15 protein-coding genes and 1 pseudogene are annotated in these 16956 nt (G+C 71.1%); 8 read left to right on the top strand and 8 right to left on the bottom strand.

Annotated features, from left to right (window positions below; all coding sequences use genetic code 11):
• Positions 1-248 precede the first annotated feature (248 nt).
• Together C2865_RS02945 and C2865_RS02940 are read left to right on the top strand one after the other, a co-directional pair.
• Positions 249-755, top strand: a complete 507-nt coding sequence (locus tag C2865_RS02945) for a VOC family protein (protein ID WP_106396702.1) — start codon at positions 249-251, stop codon at positions 753-755.
• Positions 752-1105, top strand: coding sequence for a VOC family protein (locus tag C2865_RS02940; protein ID WP_106396701.1), 354 nt, complete (start codon positions 752-754; stop codon positions 1103-1105). Before C2865_RS02945 ends, C2865_RS02940 begins: the two co-directional genes overlap by 4 nt.
• Positions 1106-1257: 152 nt before the next feature.
• Here C2865_RS02940 and C2865_RS02935 read toward each other — a convergent pair whose 3' ends face one another.
• The 4 genes from C2865_RS02935 to C2865_RS02920 all read right to left on the bottom strand — a co-directional run bounded on the left by C2865_RS02935 (position 1258) and on the right by C2865_RS02920 (position 4638).
• The gene (locus tag C2865_RS02935) at positions 1258-1605 is read right to left on the bottom strand and encodes a hypothetical protein (protein WP_157963533.1); all 348 of its coding nucleotides are present in this window, start codon (positions 1603-1605) and stop codon (positions 1258-1260) included.
• A 419-nt stretch (positions 1606-2024) separates the two neighbouring features.
• Positions 2025-2987, bottom strand: coding sequence for a hypothetical protein (locus C2865_RS02930; protein WP_106396699.1), 963 nt, complete (start codon positions 2985-2987; stop codon positions 2025-2027).
• Between the two features lie 320 nt (positions 2988-3307).
• Positions 3308-4252, bottom strand: coding sequence for an NAD-dependent epimerase/dehydratase family protein (locus C2865_RS02925; RefSeq protein WP_106396698.1), 945 nt, complete (start codon positions 4250-4252; stop codon positions 3308-3310).
• A complete protein-coding gene (locus C2865_RS02920) occupies positions 4249-4638 on the bottom strand; it encodes a hypothetical protein (RefSeq protein ID WP_106396697.1) in 390 nt (129 codons plus the stop codon). Before C2865_RS02920 ends, C2865_RS02925 begins: the two co-directional genes overlap by 4 nt.
• A gap of 146 nt (positions 4639-4784) precedes the next feature.
• Here C2865_RS02920 and sigJ point away from each other — a divergent pair, with 146 nt between their 5' ends.
• The 3 genes and pseudogenes from sigJ to C2865_RS02905 all read left to right on the top strand — a co-directional run bounded on the left by sigJ (position 4785) and on the right by C2865_RS02905 (position 7272).
• Positions 4785-5675 (top strand): RNA polymerase sigma factor SigJ, encoded by an 891-nt coding sequence (sigJ, locus tag C2865_RS02915; RefSeq protein WP_106396696.1) that lies wholly within the window; start codon positions 4785-4787, stop codon positions 5673-5675.
• A 303-nt stretch (positions 5676-5978) separates the two neighbouring features.
• Positions 5979-6760, top strand: a pseudogene (locus C2865_RS02910) (transposase family protein).
• Between the two features lie 233 nt (positions 6761-6993).
• Positions 6994-7272, top strand: a complete 279-nt coding sequence (locus C2865_RS02905; protein WP_198652844.1) for an NAD(P)H-binding protein — start codon at positions 6994-6996, stop codon at positions 7270-7272.
• A gap of 49 nt (positions 7273-7321) precedes the next feature.
• Here C2865_RS02905 and C2865_RS41300 read toward each other — a convergent pair whose 3' ends face one another.
• On the bottom strand, positions 7322-9181 hold the full coding sequence (locus C2865_RS41300; RefSeq protein ID WP_106396695.1) for a serine hydrolase domain-containing protein: 1860 nt from the start codon (positions 9179-9181) through the stop codon (positions 7322-7324).
• 93 nt (positions 9182-9274) lie between these two features.
• Between C2865_RS41300 and C2865_RS02895 the strand changes: the two genes are divergently transcribed.
• Entirely contained in the window at positions 9275-11110 is a 1836-nt protein-coding gene (locus tag C2865_RS02895) for a sensor histidine kinase (RefSeq protein WP_106396694.1), read from the top strand.
• Here C2865_RS02895 and C2865_RS02890 read toward each other — a convergent pair.
• Together C2865_RS02890 and C2865_RS02885 are read right to left on the bottom strand one after the other, a co-directional pair.
• Positions 11051-11659: a response regulator transcription factor gene (locus tag C2865_RS02890; protein WP_106397452.1), complete on the bottom strand. Its 609-nt coding sequence runs from the start codon at positions 11657-11659 to the stop codon at positions 11051-11053. The genes C2865_RS02895 and C2865_RS02890 overlap by 60 nt on opposite strands.
• A 51-nt stretch (positions 11660-11710) precedes the next feature.
• The gene (locus C2865_RS02885; protein ID WP_232835309.1) at positions 11711-12742 is read right to left on the bottom strand and encodes an oxygenase MpaB family protein; all 1032 of its coding nucleotides are present in this window, start codon (positions 12740-12742) and stop codon (positions 11711-11713) included.
• 88 nt (positions 12743-12830) lie between these two features.
• On the opposite strand from C2865_RS02885, the gene C2865_RS02880 reads away from it, so the two are divergent.
• The gene (locus C2865_RS02880; RefSeq protein ID WP_106396692.1) at positions 12831-13457 is read left to right on the top strand and encodes a TetR/AcrR family transcriptional regulator; all 627 of its coding nucleotides are present in this window, start codon (positions 12831-12833) and stop codon (positions 13455-13457) included.
• On the opposite strand, the gene C2865_RS02875 is transcribed toward C2865_RS02880, so the two are convergent.
• Entirely contained in the window at positions 13339-14376 is a 1038-nt protein-coding gene (locus C2865_RS02875; protein WP_106396691.1) for an EamA family transporter, read from the bottom strand. The two genes, C2865_RS02880 and C2865_RS02875, sit on opposite strands and share 119 nt — an antisense overlap.
• Positions 14377-14779: 403 nt before the next feature.
• Between C2865_RS02875 and C2865_RS02870 the strand changes: the two genes are divergently transcribed.
• The gene (locus C2865_RS02870; RefSeq protein ID WP_157963532.1) at positions 14780-16861 is read left to right on the top strand and encodes a sensor histidine kinase; all 2082 of its coding nucleotides are present in this window, start codon (positions 14780-14782) and stop codon (positions 16859-16861) included.
• Positions 16862-16956: the final 95 nt, after the last annotated feature.

Below are 16956 nucleotides of genomic sequence, written 5' to 3'. Positions count from 1 at the left end.
TCTTGGGTGGTCGATGTACCGGGCAACGGCCCCTTATTCGGTACATCGGGTTACGGGTGCACTCCATGACACCGCTCTTACGGACACCCGAACCGGGGAGTCCGGTTTCGTCTTCTCTGATCTAATTTCAATGGCTTTTGCTGACAATGTGCCCATTTTGGGTTTTTGGCGATGGTCGTGGCGATCGGTGGGAGAGAGTGCTGATCAGAGGCCGGGCCGCTCGGGGAGAGGCAGGGAGGTGGGGTTCGGTGCCGGAGGTACTCGGTTACGCCTGGGGCAGACCGTCATGGTCAGGGCTGCACAGCTCCGACATCGAGGCGTCCAAGGCGTTCTACGGGATGCTGTTCGGCTGGGAGTCCTATGTGCTGAGCAGTGATCTGGTGGGCGACTACACGGTCTTCACCCTGCCGGGTCCGACGGGAGGCGAGGTGAGCGGGATGTCGGCCACGACCGATTCTTCTTCACCCGCGACCTGGCTGCTCTACTTCCAGACCCCCGATTCGCAGGAGTCCTTGCAGCGGGTGCCGGACCTCGGCGGGCGGGTGCTGCTGCCGCCGACCGAGATGGAGGACCTGGGCCTGCTGGGCTTGGCCCAGGACGCAGAGGGAGTGGAGTTCGGCCTGTGGCAACCCTACCGCCACCAGGGAGCCTCGGTGGTCGACGAGCCTGGTGCCTTGTCCTGGGTCGAGTTGGCCAGCCGTGACCTGTCGGCGCCTGTGGCTTCTATGAGGAACTCCTGGGCTGGAGGTCGGTGAGCCGGTCCGAGGACCGCCTGGTGTGGGCCGACCGGGACGGTCCCGTGGCCGACGCGATGGCCATGGGTGATCGGTGGCCGCCGACGGCTGCGCCCCACTGGGTACCGCACTTCACGGTGGACGACTGCGATGAGGCCGCCGCCCGGGCGGTCGAGGTCTGCGCTCAGATCCGCACCGCCCCCGTCGACCGGGACCAGGGCCGGTTCTGCGATCTGATCGACCCGCAAGGCGCCCACCTGGCTCTGCTCTGCCCGCCTCGCGGCAAGGCTTCCCTGCTGAGCTTCCAGAGCCTGCTACGCCCTTTCAAGGGAAAGAACCTGCGCACTCGCCCTCCGCAAGGACCCTCGTAGGGGCTGACCCCCATGGGTTCAACACCTATATGGCCATGCGTCTCTGCTGGCGGGGCCTGTGCGATGGTTCTGTAGGTCGCTTTCATCGGATGAAGGATTCCTTCATCTAGCGTAAGCAGACGTGTCGTGGACAAGAATGGCTATCACATACATCAGAGCCTGCCCAACACGCTGACCAGCGGCTCTGCCGCGACGATGGTCGCGCGGCTTGCGATGTATCCGTTACATCGGACACTCAAGATCCGCTCATTGCGGCTTTTGGGCTTATGCGGGCTGGGCTCCAGGAACGCCGTGGTGGAGAAAGAGCGCCTTTTGGTGACGGGGTCGACGGTGTGCGGGGGCAGGCAGATGCCTCGCCCGGCGGCGGAGGACAGCGTGCGGCTGACCGAGCTGGGATGCACGCCCAGCAGGCGGGCGAGCTGGGCCGCGCACCGCGCGTCGTCGGCCACGAGCTCCAGCTCTATGCCCGGGACGGTCTCGCCGCCGTGTGCGTCTTCCATGTCCGGGTGTGTGCTCGCCCAGGCCCCAAGGGCGCCCTCGAAACTCGCAATGATCGTTGCGGGATTTGAACCCACGGTCTTTCCCGGTTTCCGGGCCCAGGTGACCTTCCTCCTCGATTCCCCGGTGGTCTGGAGGTCTGGGCTGCTGGCGGTGCGGTCGATGGGCGTCGCCGACCTTGTACCTGCATGTCATGTCTCGGGCCCGGCGGCGCTTGACGCCGTGGGAGTCGATCTGGACCGCGAAGGTGTTCGGCCGGTGGGCTCATGGTTCCTCTGGCGGGGCACGGCGGCATGGACGGCTGACGCCGGAGGGCAGCAGGTCAGCGGCCAGTCGTCCCACGCTCGGGGACGGAGGTTCTTCCACCCGTGGTCCTTAGGATTGAGGACATTCCTCCAGCCGGGTTACTGGGGCAGGGCGCTTATTCGAGTCCTGTGGTATTCCTTATCGGCGCTTTGTCTTTTCTCCGGGCGACACGCAGGATGGCGGCCATGAAGATCAGGCCGACGGCGATGCCCAAGGCGTGTTGAATGACTGCGACCATCGTGTATTCGGCGGTCACGAAACCTCCGGGCTGCAGGATCACCATCGGCAGCTTCCAACTGCTCCACGCGAATAGCGAGCCTGAAGCCCCGAAGGCCAGCGTCATGGGGATCCACCGCCGAAGCCGGGCCGGTCGGCAGCGCGTGAGTGTCCAGGTGCTCCAAGCTCCGAGCAGGGCCCACAGTCCCGAACTCGCGTTCAGCAATCGCCCGTTGAGATCCCAGCGGTCGCGATGAGCCGGGTCGAGGCCCAGCGTCCCGCCCAGCGCCCAGTAGGACCAGGCCAGTCCCAGCCCGGAAGCCACCGCCATCGCCATCGTGACCAGGGCCCATGAGCGGGCAGGGCCGTCCCCGACGCGGCCGAGGAAGGCCTTCGGCCATCTCTCCCTCAGGTAGATCGGCAAGGCCACGGCCAGCCCCACGGCCATACCGGCGAAGCCGATGGTGAGGAAGACCGTCTCCCCTCGCGGAGCCGAGGCGGAGTCCTCACCGCCACCCAGATCGACCCCGAGTGCGCCGAGGACGCCTTTGATCACCGAGTAGGGAAGCATCGGGACCAGGAAGCCCGCACCCACCCAGGAAAAGAAGATCACCGGCATGGCCGGCAGCCGACGGCCCCATCGCTGTGCCAGCGCCAGCCCCAGTGCGATCCCGGTCATCGCCATCACCACGGTGACGATGTTCAGTAGCACCCAGTCGGCGGTGCCGTAGTCGTCCGGACCGTGCCCGAGCAGCGCCGCAGCGACCCAGATGAGCTTGACCGCCAGGTAGAGCGACATGCTGAGGGCCGCGGCATAGCCCGCGAGCCTGCGCACCGCGCTCCATCGCGCGCGCGCACTCATCTCGGCAGGAAACTCACCAGAACCTTGTGTCACCTGAACCTGCCTTCCAAGTGTGTTGATCTAGACGCGTTCGAGTCTTGCGGGGCGTCGACCGGGCGAGATCCCCCCACGGTGTGGAACGCCGGCGCTTTCTCCCCCGTACGGGGGAGAAGGATCGCCCTTTGGGCCGCCTGACTTCGGAGCCCTGGTCATGTCGCGGTTCTGCCGCCATGAGCCGATGCTCGACCGATCCGGTTCGTTCGTTCGGCCGTTCTGTCCGTGGACTCCCACCTGGTCCTGCCGGGCGTCCTGGAGTTCGAACGAGTCGTCCTCTGCTGGACTCAGTGGTCACTGGCCGTCCTTGCAACCAGCGCGGCCAGGCCGTCGCGGCAGGAGGGGTAGCGGGGCGTCCAGCCCAGCTCGTCGATGGCGCGCCGGTTGGACAAGCGGATGCGGGTGGTGACCATCAGAGCGCGCAGGTACGGCAGCGCGGTGAGGAGGTTGCTGGGCACCCGCCGTGGAGGAGGCGCCCCCGCGGCTTGTGCGACGGCGCGGAAGTAGTCCTCAAAAGTGACCGGATGGTCATCCACGATGTTGTACGGCTGGCCGGGGCGCCCCCGGTGCAGTGCGGCGACGGTGGCCGAGGCGGCGTCGTGGATGTGGACGAGCGAGACGGTACCGCTGGGGCTCGGGACGGGCAGCCGGCGTCGCCGGGCGAGGTGGATCAGCCGCCGGGTGGCGGGCTCCGGACCGTAGAACATGCCATAACGCAGGGCGACGCCGTCGATGCCCGGGGTGCCGAAGACCTGGCCCTCGTTGCTGCGCAGGGAGATCATGTGCCGGTCGAAGCCTCGGTGGCCGGTGCGGACGGCGAAGGGGTGGTCCTCGTCCAGCAACTGCTCGCCGTGGTCGCGATAGCCGTACCCGAGGAAGAACGACTGGGTGAGGAAGCGACGGGCGCCGAGCTCGGCTGCGGCGCGCAGCAGGTGGGCGGTGCCGCGCTCGCGCAGCGCGTCGGTAGCGTACAGATGCCGGTGCAGGAACGGCACGCCGGTGATGGCGGTCGCCTGGTGGATCACCGCGTCGGCCCGTCGGCCTTCCAGGGCGGTCAGCAACTCCTCGACGTTCATGATGTCGGCTCGCACCGGCTGCGCGCCCAGCGTGGCCAGCCGGGCCGCGCTGGCGGCGGACCTGGTCAGGCCGAGCACGTGATGCCCCTCGGCCAGCAGCACGGGGATCAGGGCGGAGCCGAGTGCGCCGGTCGCGCCGGCCAACAGGACCCTCATGACCCCGCCTCCGCCCGGCCGCGCAGCTGCCGGATCCGCACGACCCAGGCCGCCAGCGCCATCGCGGAGACCGCCAGCAACGTCCACGGGTCGGAGGCGTTGCCACCCAGCGGCAAGTCGAAAGCGTGGTTGACGGCATGGAAGGTGTTGGTGAACACGAAACCGGCCAGGACCACGGCCAGGACGTCGCGCCAGCGCAGGGCGCACAGCATCATCAACCCGATCCCGATCTGGAACACGCCCGCGTCGTGCAGGAAGTGCACGTGATTGGGCCAGTTGGCGAAACGGGCGAAGCTCGCTGGATCCAGCCGGGCCCAGCATCCGGTGCTCAGCATGGTCGACGCCGCCAGCACCACCACGGCCTTGACCAGTCTGTCCTTGGACATCTGTCATGGTTCCTTTCCTCGCCTCTGCTCATGAGAGGCGAGGCGCATCCGGGGACGTGACACGGACGCCATGTGATCCAGGGCACATGTCACATCTGGGTCGCGAACCGCCTTATATGGGCAGGACATGGCATTCAAGGAGACAGATGGCCGCCGCGGACACCACCTTCAACCAACACAGGAACCTGTTGTTCACCCTCGCCTACGAGATCCTGGGCAGCGTGCACGACGCCGAGGACGTAGTGCAGGAATCCTGGCTGGCCTGGTCCTCCGTGGAGGCCGACCGGATCGAGCATCCCAAGGCGTACCTGGTGCGCATCGCGGTACGGCAAGCACTGGCACGCTCGCGCCGTCTGCGCGCGGCCCGGGAGGACTACGTGGGGCCCTGGCTACCGGAGCCTCTGCTCACCGAAGCCGACCCCACCGAAGCCGACCCTGCCGAGGCCGTCTCCCGGGCAGAAGAACTGACCTTCGGCCTGCTGGTGGTGCTGGAGACCCTCTCGCCTCTGGAACGGGCGGCCTTCGTGCTGCGCGAGGGATTCGGCTACGAGCACGCCGAGATCGCCCGCGTCCTGGAGCGATCCCCCGCAGCGGCCCGCCAGCTGATCCACCGCGCCCGCGAGCATGTCCAGGCGCGGCGGCCGCGCTTCCCCGCAGACCCCGACCTCGCGCGCCAGGCCGCCGAGCGTTTTTTGGCCGCCACGCTCGGCGGCCACCTCGGCGACCTGATGGATGTCCTCGCCCCCGACGTCACCCTGTGGACCGACGGCGGCGGCGCGGTGCGGGCCGCCCTACGCCCGGTGAGCGGGGCGGCCAAGGTGGCACGCCTACTCGCAAAGCTCGGCCCCCGCTATGGTCACCTGCGCACCCGCTGGCTCCCCGGTAGCCAGCCCACCGCGCTGCTGACGGCTGAGGATGAGCTGCTCGCGGTGCTGGTATTGGACCTGGACGCCGTCACCGCCAGGGCGCGGCACATTTACGGCATCGTCAACCCCGAAAAGCTCACCCACCTGTCGTCGGCCACCAGCTGCAGGTAACCGATGTTGGCTGGTTCAGCCGGCCGTAAGAGCCTGCTGACAAAGGATTTGGTCGCTGAGGCCGAGACCAGGGATGGCCGGTCGAGGGCACCCTCGAGTGCTACGTCTGCGGAGCGACGGCCTCAACGAACAAGCCTTCAGCGGTGCCGTTGGTTCAGCTGGTGATCACTGAGCGTCTTTCATCCTCGGCGGCGGGCGTTGGTCACGGCATGATCGCGACTTGAGGATTCGCTCCTGGACGCAGAGGAGCCCCTGGTAGGCGGGTTGATCACCACAATCACCTTGTCCCACCAGGAGCTTCTGATGCTGTTCTACCGCGCTGCGGTCGATTTGCCGCGCCCAATGCTGAACTACGTGGCCGCCATCGTCTGCCGCCACCGCCGGGCGATCAGGTCGCAGTGGCGGCGCCTGAACCCGGCCCAACAGGCATTGCTGGTGCTGGTCCACCTGCGCAAGGGCGAGACGTTCGCCCAGCTCGCAGCCGGATTCGGAGTCTCGGAGGCGACTGCGTGGCGCTACGTCGACGAAGTCGTCGCCCTGTGTCGGCCCGCTCGCCCAAACTCACAACAGCACTGCGCGCGGCCCGGAAGGACGGGCTGAGCCATCTGATTCTGGACGGCACCCTGATCCGCACCGACCGCGTGAAGGCCGACCGGCCCTACTTCTCGGTCAAACACCAGTGCCACGGGATGAACGTGCAGGTCATAGCCGCGCCCAACGGGCGGATCCTGTGGACGTCCGGGGCGATGCCGGGCAAGATCCACGACCTGACCGCCGCCCGCATCTGGGGCATCCTGCGCGAGCTGCAAAAGACAGGGATCCTCACCCTGGCGGATAAGGCCTATCAGGGTGCCGAGGCCGCAGTCGTCATCACTCCGTACAAGGGCAGGAACAAACCTGCAGGTCAGAAGCAGGCAAATCGCTCGCACGCCAAGCTGCGCGGGCCCGGCGAACACGCGAACGCGCAGCTGAAGTCATGGCGCATCCTGCACAGGCTGCGCTGCAGCCCCGCCAAGGCCGGCCACCTCGTCAAAGCGATCGCCGTCCTGCAGAACCACCGAACCGCTCAAGCCACCCGAGGATGAAAGAGGCTCAGTCTTCCGCTCAAGCGGGTGGAAAATGATCTTTCCTAGCGTGGAAACCGCTGACGACGGCCCGAGCGAAACGGCTGGTCACAGGGTTTCGTCGGTACCCCACCCTGGGGCCCCGACGAAAGTCGGGGCCCACCGCGTGACCGAAGGGCCCCGACACTTTCGTGTCGGGGCCCTTCGGCATTTCCGGGATCTTTCGTGGCCGTGTCCGGCGACCGGCTCTTATCGTGTCCGGCCGAGGCCGCCATATCCCGTCAAGCCGCTCGGGCCAGGGGTCGTTCCCGGTCGGCGATCCCGCCCTGGACGTCGCCAAGGCCGACGCCCTGGACCCCGAGGCGGTGGAGCGCGTGGTGGCCGGGCACGACGCGGTGATCTCGACGCTCGGCGTCCACTACGGCTCCGAGGCCGCCACCACGTACTCCGCGTCCATCGAGAACATCAGCGAGGCCATGACCGCGCACGGCATCCGGCGTGGGCAGCAGTACGTGAGGGCGTGCTGCCCCTGACCAGATGGCCCTTCTGCTTCTCCCGGTGCCGTCCGGGCGGCCCTCCTCCTCAGAAGAGGAGGAGGTTGTGGTCGTAGGCGACCTTGAAGAAACCGAGAGCGGCCACCGTGAGCAGGGTGTAGGCGGTGCGCAGGGCGGGGCTCCACCAGCGGGCGCGCCAGGCGAGGACGGCCGCGGGGAGCGCGGGGGCGGTGAAGGCCAGCGCGAGGGTGGCCAGGACGGGCAGGGCGGCCAGATCCGGGGAGTTCAGGGGGATCGCCGCCATGATGACGTTCGGGTCCGCCATCAGCAGGGCGAATCCGCCGAGGAAGGCGGTGGCCAGCACGGCACCGGTCCAGGCGGTGAGGGCGGCGAGCCGCGCGGGCACCGGTGAGCGGGTGCCGCGGACGCGGCGGACGGCGGCGGCGACGGGCAGACCCAGGGCCGTCAGGAGCAGCGCGAGGGCGCCCGTGGCGAACAGGGGGAGGTTCAGGGTCGGGGCGTCGTACCAGGGGGTCTTCTCGTAGACCTCGCCGGGCAGCGCGGAGGAGACGAGGACGCCGTCGCCGGGGAAGGAGATGCGGGCCCGGCCGTCGCGCTCCTGGAAGAGGCCGGGGGAGACCTGGATCCAGTGCTGCGTCTGCCGGTCGGGATCCGGGGAGAGCCCGGTGGTGGTGAGGGTGCCGCCGGGGCCCGCCTCGACGGTCGGGAGGGCGAACAGGGTCGAGGCCCTCATCAGGCTGGTCCGGCTGGTGCGGGTGGAGCGGTAGGAGCCCGCGTAGGCGGAGACGTCCGTGGTGAGCGGGGAGAGCGCGGGAGCCCGGGCGGCGGGGAAGCGCCGGTCGACGATCCGGTTGATGAGCTCCTGCGCGTCCCAGGGGGCGGCGCCGGACGTGCCGTCGCCGTTGAAGACGACGTAGACGCCGAATTCCTGGTCGGGCATGAGGGCCATGGCGCTGTGGTAACCGGGGACGTCTCCGTCCTTGTAGAGGAGCCGGCGGCCGTTGCGCGGCCGTTCCTCCAGGGCGTATCCCATGCCGGGCATCCGGTCGTCGGCGGTGAAGCGGCGCTCCTGCATCCGCTTCGCGATGGGGCCCTGCTCCAACTGGCCGATCATGTAGCGGGCCATGTCGGAGGGGGTGACGGCGGGACCGGTGCCGGACGGGGTCCAGGGGCTGTACTGGCCTTTCTGCTCGGTCTGGCCATCGCCGTCGGGCCGGTAGCCGCGGGCGAGGCGCGCGCTGACGGAGGCGGGGTGCGGGAGCGCGGCGGTCGAGCCGGTCATCCCGTGGGCGGCGAAGACGTTCTCGGCGACGTACTGGGCGTACGGCCTGCCGGATGCCGCCTCGACGAGGTGCCCGGCCAGGGCGAAGGCGTAGTTGTCGTAGGCGATCCGGGTGCCGGGCGGGCGGACGCGGAGCGGCCGGCGATCCTCGAGGCTTTCGGCGAGCGAGGGGAGCTTCGCGGGGTCTTCCTCGGCGACGCCGACGAGGTCGTCGTCGAAGCCCGCCGTGTGGGTGAGCAGGTGCTCCACGGTCACCGGGCGTCCCGGATGGGAGTCCTCGATCTGGAAGGCGGTGAGGTAGCGGTTGACGTCCGCGTGCAGGTCGAGCCTGCCCTCCGCGACCAGGCGCAGCACGGCCTCGGCGGTGAAGACCTTGGCCAGCGAGCCGGTGAGGAAGGGGGTCTCGGTGTCGACGGCGCGGCCGGAGGCGACGTCGGCGAGGCCGTAGCCCCGGGCGAGCACCGTCCGTCCGCCCTCCACGACGACCACGGCCGCGCCGGGGATCTCGTCCTCGGCCAGCAGCCCGGGGACGGCGCCGTCGATCATCGTGCCGAGGCCGTCCTGCGCGCGGGCGGGCGCGGCGAGGACCGGGAGGGCCGCGAGCAGGCCGAGGACGGCGAGCACGGAGGTGACCGTTGTCTTCATGCGTTCAGCCTGCCGAGCGCGGTGCGTCCGGCATCAGTGCCGCTCGCCCCGGTCCGGCATGAAGAATGCACGATCGGGACATATCGTGCATGAGTGCTGATCGTTCTGGTGGTCCTCGCGGGCGTCGCCTTCGATCCGCTCCATCCGGTGCCCGGCCTCCCGTTCGCCCTCGTCCTGGCCCTCCAGCTGCTCCACTGCCTGACGCCCTGGCGCGGCCGCGGGACGCTGGCGGTGCAGCTCCTGCTCCTGCCCTGGGCGGGGCCCGCGGCGGCGGGCATGGTCGCGGCGTCCTCACTGCTCCTCCTGCGCGGGGCCGCGCGCTGGTGCCTGTTCGCCGCCGTGGCCGCGGCGGCGGTGCTGCTCGCGCCCGCGACACCGTTCGAGATCGCCCTCGCGCTGCTGAACACGGTGTGCCAGGGCCTCGTCCTGTTCGGGGTGACGCGGCTCGGCGACACGCGCGCCGCCCTCCACGCCACCCGTGCCGAGCTCGCCGCCCGTTCGGTCGCCGCCGAGCGGGCACGGGCGGCCCGCGAACTGCAGACCGCCCTGGGAACGGCCCTGTCCACGGTCATCGCCCTGGCCGGACGCGGCGACGCGGCACGGATCGCCGAGGTCTCCCGCGAGGCCGCGGCGCGTGCCCGCGCCGTCCCGGCCAAGCCGGGGGAGCCCGTCCCCGAACCGGACCTCACCCCCGGCCTCGCCCTGCCGATCCTCCTCGTCGTGCATGCCGGATACTTCGTGACCGCCCTCATCTACCTGGGCGGACGCCCCGCCCCCGCACTGCTCGCCGCAGGAATCCTCGGCCTGCAACTGCACCACGCCCTGCCACACCCACTCCACACGCGGCCCCGGGACGATCCGCGGACCGTTGAGCGCTCGCCGTCGCGGGCGGCGCGCCGCCAGGCGCGCGTCGTTCAGTGCGCGTCAGCGCGCGTTCAGTCATGGGTGGTGTGCTGTCAGGCGCGCGTCGTGCCATGGGTCGTTCAGTGCGCGTCAGCGTGTGTTCGGTCATGGGTAGGGCGCCGTCAGGCGCGCGTCGTGCCGTGGACGGTGTTGGCGCAGATCGGGCTCACGGCCGCTGTGCTCCTGTATCCGGGGCAGGCCTATCCGCAGCTCGCCGGGTTCGCCGCGGGGGGTTTCCTCGCGCTGGGGCGGGCCTGGTGGCCGGCGGCGGGGGGTGTCATCGCCGCGGTGGCCGTCGTACTGACCGCTCGCGACTACTCCCCCGCCGAGAACCTCTACTGGTCGTTCAACGCCGTGGCCGTCGCCGCGATGCTCTACGGGCTGGCGGCACAGACGGCGCTGGTGCTCCAGGCCCGGGAGGCGCGGCGTGCGCTCGCCGTGCTCGCCGCCGCGGACGAGCGCAAGCGCATCTCCCGCGATGTCCACGACCTTCTCGGCTACGGGCTGTCCGCCATCACCGTCAAAGCCGAGCTGGCCGGGAGACTCGAGCCGCGGGCCGCCGGGGAGCAGTTCGAGGAGATCGCGACGATCGCCAGGAGGTCCTTGTCCGCGTTGCGCGCCATCCCCGAGGAGCCGGATCCGCAGCTGTCGCTCGCAGCCGAGCTGGACTCGGCCCGGCCGCTGCTGGAAGCGGCAGGTATCGAAGTCGCCGTCCACCGGGCATCGGAACGGGACGACGCGCTGCTGGCGATCGTCCTGCGGGAGGCCGTCACCAACGTGCTGCGGCACAGTTCCGCCACCCGCTGCCGCATCGAGGTCACTCGGGAGGGGCTTCGGGTCGTCAACGATGGAGCCTCCGAAGTCAGGGGAAGCGGTAGCGGGACCGCCAATCTCACCGCCCGGGTGACCGCTGCGGGCGGCACGCTCTCCGCTGGAGGGAGCGGAGGCGAGTACGAGCTGACCGTCCTATATCCAGCCGTTCTCAGCGGCGATGCGGACGGCGTCGAGCCTGTTGCGGGCGTCTAGCTTCGTGACGATGGCGCCGAGGTAGTTGCGCACCGTCCCCTTGCTGAGGAACAGCTCATTCGCGATCTCTGCGAGGTCCGCGCCCTCTCCCGCCTTGCGCAGCACCTCCGCCTCACGCGGGCTCAGCGGGTTGGGCGGCCCGGTGATCACCGCGGCCGCCAGGCCCGGATCGATGACGGTCTCGCCCGTCGCCACCCGCCGGATCGCCTCGGCCAGGCGGGCCGGCGGCGCGTCCTTCAGCATGAAGCCCCGCGCGCCCGCCGCCAGCGACCTGCGCAGCGTCTCGGCCCTGCCCGCCGAGGTCAGCATGAGCAGCGCGCATTCCGGAGCCCGCTCCCGCAGTTCCTGCGCCGCCCCCAGCCCGTCGAGCCGTCCCGGCATCTGGATGTCCAGCACCACCACGTCGGGTCGCAGCTCGACGCCCCGGGTGACGGCGTCGTCCCCGGTGGACACCTGGCTGACGACCAGCATGTCGTCCTCCAGGTCGATCAGCGCGGCCAGCGCACCCCGGATGAGGTGCATGTCCTCGGCCAGCAGCACCCTGATCACGGCCACCCCCAGCGACACCGTCACGCAGTTTCCGCCCCCATCATGGCGGGTTCAAGCGTCCGCCTCGACCTCTTCCCTGGTGCGCGCGGGGTCGCTGCCGAGCGCGTAGGCGGGTTCGGTGTGCGGGACGGTGGTGCCTCCGGCGACCCGGGCCTGGGCCTGGCGGAACTCCGGCAGCGGGCCGGTGACGGCGTGCAGGGAGTTGAGGGCCGCCCAGAGGGCGCTGCGGCGGGCGCGCAGCTCCACCGGGTTGGGGCGCTGGTACATGACCATGCGGGCGGCCCATCTGGGCAGGGTGTCGCGGATGGCCCAGTCCATGAACGGGTTGTCGAGCGGCCCTGTCTTGGCGCCGCGCAGGTTGGATCCGGTGCGTTCGGCCTTGCCGGGGGTGACGGCCAGCCTGGGCAGGTAGGAGTGCAGGCAGTCGAGGGTCTCGGCCTTGGTGGTGGGCAGGTCGGTGCCGCCCAGGGCGTGGCCGACGCGCACGAACTCCCCGTAATAGCGGTCGAGTTCGGCGCCGCGGAGCGGGCGGGGGTGGTAGCGCTCGTGCGCGGTGGCGATGCCCCAGACGACGGTGGCGTAGTTCCAGCGCAGCCAGGCGGGGTCGTCGGCGTCGTAGGGGAGCCCGTCGGGGCGGGTTCCCTTGACGGTGTGGTGCATGGCCCGGACGGTGCGGGCGAGGCGTTCGGCGGTCTCGGTGGAGCCGTAGGCGGTGCCGATGAAGAACGACAGGGAGTGGCCGAAGCGCACGGCCGCGCCCTCCGGGTCGATCTGCCCGGTGGGTTTGCCGTCGGCGTCCCGGACGACGAACCGGACGTGGTCGGCGGCCATCCAGAAGATGCTCGGGTCCAGGCCCTCGATGTAGGACGCGCACGCCAGGCCGAACGCCAGGGCGGGCATGTGCGAGTGCACGTACCAGACGGCGCTGTCCGGGCCGAACCAGCCGGGGTCGCCTTCGGGCCCGGCGAAGTCGAGGCCCTTGAAGTAGCGGGAGCGCACCTGGGCGTCGAAGAAATCGTCGAACTTGGCGGCCAGCGGCCGGGTGAGCAGCTCGTGGGGCAGGGGCAGGGACGTCGGGAACATGGCCACTCCCATTCTGGCTACGGGTGTGGCCAGTCTAGGGAAGTTCTGGTCACATGTGTAGCCAGAGTTGCCGGGATAAGGTGGCGTGATGGTGCGCGAGAGGGGGCCGTCGGCCACCCGCTGGGCGGGCGTCTCCCTGGCGGACCGCCGCAGCGAGCGGCGATCCCTGCTGGTGGCCGCGGCGTTCGCGCTGTTCGGCACCGGCGGCGAGGCCGCCGTCTCGGTGCGCGCGGTGTGCCGGGAGGCGCGGCTGCACGCCCGCTACTTCTACGAGAACTTCGCCGACACCGGGGAACTGCTCGGCGCCGTGTACGACAAGGTGGCGGCGGAGCTGGCCGAGCGGCTGCTGGCCGAACTGAACGAGGCGGGGGACGAGCTGTCCGCACGGCTCCGCGCCGGCGTCCACGGCGTGCTGGAGTTCAGCTCGGCCGACCCGCGCCGGGGCCGGGTGCTGTTCACCGAGGGGCGGGACCACCCGGTGCTGACCGCGCGGCGCAGGGACACCCAGAGCGCGCTGATGGACGCGGTCCTGCAGCAGAACGCGCAGTCCCGTCCGGACACCGACCCCTGTCAGGCGATGGTGAGCGCCGCGATGTTCACCGGCGCGATGGTGGAGCTGGCTCACCAGTGGCTCTCCGGAGCCCTCGGAGACGACCTGGACGCGGTGGTGCGGCACGCGGCGTCGCTGGTAAGGCACGGCGATCCCCGCTGCTGACCGCGGCGCGCGGCTCCCCGTCCGGCGTGGCGGCGGCCTGGGAGAGCTGGCCCGCCACCAGGGAGCCGAGCGCGACGGCGAAGCCCGTGAGCTGGCCCGGGGTCAGGGTCTGGTGCAGGATCAGGAAGCCCGCCAGGGTGGCGACCAGGGGGTTGCACAGGACGAGCAGCGCCACGGAGGTGGCGGGGAGCCGCTCGATGCCGCGGAACCACAGGGCGTAGGCCAGGGCGGTGCCGAAGCTGCCCATCAGCGTGAAGCCCAGGGCGTTCTCCGCGGTGAAGGACGCCGGGAGCCCCTCGACGGCCAGGGTGAGGGGCACGAGCATGACCCCGCCGAGGGAGAGCTGCCACGCGGTGAACGTCAGCAGGCCCATCCCCTCCGGCAGGCCCCACTTCTTGTTCAGGACGATCGCCAGGCTCATCAGGGTCAACGCCGTGATCATGGACAGGATGCCGGTGCCGTCCAGGCGTGCCTCGGCCGTCAGGGTCATCAGGCCGACCCCGGCCGCGCCCGTGACCGCCGCGACCAGGCTGGCGGTCCGGGGCCGCACCCGGGTGACGGTGAACGCGAAGAACGCCACGAGCAGCGGCTGGAGCGCGTTGATCGTCGACGCGACACCGCCGGGCAGCCGGTAGGCGGCGACGAACAGCAGCGGGAAGAAGGCGCCGAAGTTCAGCACGGCCAGGACGAGGAGGCGCGGCCACCACGGCCCGCGCGGCAGCCGGGGCGCCAGGGCGAGCAGGAGGAGCCCCGCCGGCAGGGCGCGCAGGGTGGCCGCCAGCAGGGGACGGTCGGGCGGCAGCAGGGTGGTGGTGATGACGTAGGTGGTGCCCCAGGCCATGGGCGCCAGCGCGGTCAGCGCCAGGTCGGCGGGCAGGGCGCCGCCCGGCGGAGGCGGAGACGGAGCGGTGGCGGCCATGGCGGGTTCCTCAGCGTTCGACTCACTTGATCGCTTTGGGGGGTACCCCGACTGAACGGGTGGGATCGGCATCCCCAGGGCTTCTCTCCCAAAAGTGCGCCGACGCGCGGTGGAAGGGACGGCGTCCTGTCCGTGGCCGGACGCGTGCCGACGTGCTCTGGACGCTCCGTGGAGGGACGTGCGCCTGACGGCGCGCTGTTCGTGACCGGAAGTGCGCTGACGCGCGCCGGACGATCCACAGAGTGACGTGCGCCTGACGGCGCGCTGTTCGTGACTGGATGTGCGCTGACGCGCACTGACGATCCACAGATTCGGGATCGGGGCCGGAGGGGCGGGTGGGGGTGCGGGAGGATGAACGCGTGAGGGCGGTGATCGGAGTGGGGGGACGGGTGGTTTGGCCCGCGTGAGCGGGGCACGGCCGCTGGTGGCCGTGGTCCTGGGGGCGTTCGGGGCGGTGCATCTGCTGGGAGCCCGCGGCTGGGGGCTGCTGGGCGTGGCGGCGGTGCTCGGCCTGCAGGCCGCGTGGTTGTGGTGGCGGGAGGACGAACGGCTGCTCCTCGGCCAAGGGATCGCGGCGCTGGGGGTCGTGCTCGGGTTCGGGCTCTCGCCCGCGCTGGCCGCGCCGGTCGCCGGGATGGCCGCGGTCGGGCGGCGGCGGGGGGCCGCCGCGCTGATCCTGCTCTCGGCCCTGGTGGTCGGAACGGTCCGCGCGCCGGGCGAGGCGCTGTCCTCGGCCATCACCGTCGGGCTGACGGCGGGGGTCGTCGCCGTCACGGTCATCCTCCTGCGGCGGACGCAGGACCTCGAGGCGACGCGGGGAGCGGTGGCGGCCTCGGCGGTCGAACGGGAACGGCTGCGGCTCGCGGAGGAGCTGAACGGGCGGCTCGGCAGCGGGCTCGAGGAGATCGTGCGCGAAGGCCGGGCCGCGCTGGAACGCCCCGAACTCGTCGCGGGGATGATCGAGGGCGCGCGCAGGACGGCGGCGGACGTCCGGGCGGTGGCCCTGGACCTGCGGAGCCTGTCCCTGCGGCCCGAGACGGCGACCGCGGAGGCGCTGCTGAGGTCGGCGGGGATCAGCGTGTCCGTCGACACCGCCCACCGGGAGCCGCTCGCCTCGGCCGGGACGCTGCTCGCGATCGTGCTGAGGGAGGCCGTGACGGACGTCGTGCGGCAGGGCACGGCCACGCATTGCACGATCAGGACGTGGAACGGCGACGACGGCATGGTGGGGCTCCGCGTTTCCCACGACGGCGTCTCGAACGCCGCGCTGGGCACCGACGCGCTGCTGCGCGCCGGAGAGCGGATCGAGGCCGCGGGCGGGACGTCGCGCACGGGCCTGGAAGCCGACGGCACCTTCTTCGTCGAGGCCGCGGCCGTCGAACGGGAGCCGCCTCCCACCGACCCGGCGGCTCACCGCCTGTCGGTCGCGCTGCTGACGGCCGTCCTGGCGGGGTTCTGCCTCAAGGCGCTGCTCATGATCCCCTGGGGCCCGTCCTTCGCCCTCGCGACCGTCTTCCTGGCGGCCTTCGCCTTCCTGGTGCTGCGCTGGCGCGGACCGGAACGGCCTCGAGCCTGGCGGTGGTCGCTGGCCGCCGAGGCGGCCCTGGCCTACCTGCCGATGATCTGGTTCGGCGAGACGTGGCTGGGCGTCCCCGGTTTCCTGGCCGGCACGCTGATGGTGGCGTTCGCCAGGCCGGTCCCGTTCGTGCTCGCCATCATGGCGGGCGTCGCCTGGGCCGCCCACGGCCACGGCCTCGAACCGGCGGCGGTGGCCAACTACACGATCAGCACCCTGGTCAGCGGTGTCGTCGTCTTCGTGCTGGTGCGCCTGGCCCAGGTCATCAGGGAGATGCAGGAGGCCGGCGAGGAGCTGGCCAGGGCGGCGGCCGTCCGGGAACGCCTGCGCACGGCCCGCGACCTGCACGACATCCTCGGTCACACCATGGCCGCGATCCTCCTCAAGGGCGAGCTCGCCCGCCGCCTGCCGCCCGAGCGGGCGGCCCGCGAGCTGGCCGAACTCGTCGAGATGGCCGAGCTCGCCAAGGGCGAGCTGGCGCCCTCCCGCGGCACGACTCTGGACGGGGAGCTGGCCCGGGCCCGCGACGTCCTCACCAGCGCCGGCATCGACCCCCGGTTCGAGGCGGCGCACGGAGACCTGCCCGAACGGCTCGACACCGTCTACGGCATCGTCGTCCGCGAATCGGTGACCAACATCCTGCGCCACAGCAGCGCCTCCACCTGCCGCATCGCCTCCACCCCCACGACGCTGACCGTCGAGAACGACGCCCCCCGGGCAAGGACCGGCCCCCCGGGCTCCGGCCTGGGCAACCTCACCACCCGCCTGGCGGAACTGGGCGGCACCCTGTCCGTCACCACCGAGCCCGGCCTCTTCCGCCTCGAGGCGACGGTCCCCCCTGCCTCCCCGGCCACGGACCCGGCCCAGGCACCGACCACGAGCCCGATACCGGACCCCGCACCGACCTGAGGCCCGGTGGAAGCCCGCGGGGCCCGTGGGTCGGGGCCGGGGGTCCGGTGCGGCCGGGGCGGGGCCGCGCCGGTTGGAGGCCGGGCGGACGCACG

It is taken from the genome of Actinocorallia populi (assembly GCF_002995495.1).
GTDB lineage: Bacteria > Actinomycetota > Actinomycetes > Streptosporangiales > Streptosporangiaceae > Actinocorallia > Actinocorallia populi.
This window is presented reverse-complemented; position numbering and strand designations above follow the sequence as displayed.

Excerpts from the sequence above, each read along its gene's own strand:
- C2865_RS02935 (WP_157963533.1), bottom strand. The coding sequence starts at position 1,605 with ATGGAAGACGCACACGGCGGCGAGACCGTCCCGGGCATAGAGCTGGAG.
- C2865_RS02885 (WP_232835309.1), bottom strand. The coding sequence starts at position 12,742 with ATGTTCCCGACGTCCCTGCCCCTGCCCCACGAGCTGCTCACCCGGCCG.
- sigJ (WP_106396696.1), top strand. The coding sequence starts at position 4,785 with ATGGCCGCCGCGGACACCACCTTCAACCAACACAGGAACCTGTTGTTC.
- C2865_RS02925 (WP_106396698.1), bottom strand. The coding sequence starts at position 4,252 with ATGAGGGTCCTGTTGGCCGGCGCGACCGGCGCACTCGGCTCCGCCCTG.
- C2865_RS02920 (WP_106396697.1), bottom strand. The coding sequence starts at position 4,638 with ATGTCCAAGGACAGACTGGTCAAGGCCGTGGTGGTGCTGGCGGCGTCG.
- C2865_RS41300 (WP_106396695.1), bottom strand. The coding sequence starts at position 9,181 with ATGAAGACAACGGTCACCTCCGTGCTCGCCGTCCTCGGCCTGCTCGCG.
- C2865_RS02875 (WP_106396691.1), bottom strand. The coding sequence starts at position 14,376 with ATGGCCGCCACCGCTCCGTCTCCGCCTCCGCCGGGCGGCGCCCTGCCC.
- C2865_RS02930 (WP_106396699.1), bottom strand. The coding sequence starts at position 2,987 with ATGAGTGCGCGCGCGCGATGGAGCGCGGTGCGCAGGCTCGCGGGCTAT.
- C2865_RS02880 (WP_106396692.1), top strand. The coding sequence starts at position 12,831 with ATGGTGCGCGAGAGGGGGCCGTCGGCCACCCGCTGGGCGGGCGTCTCC.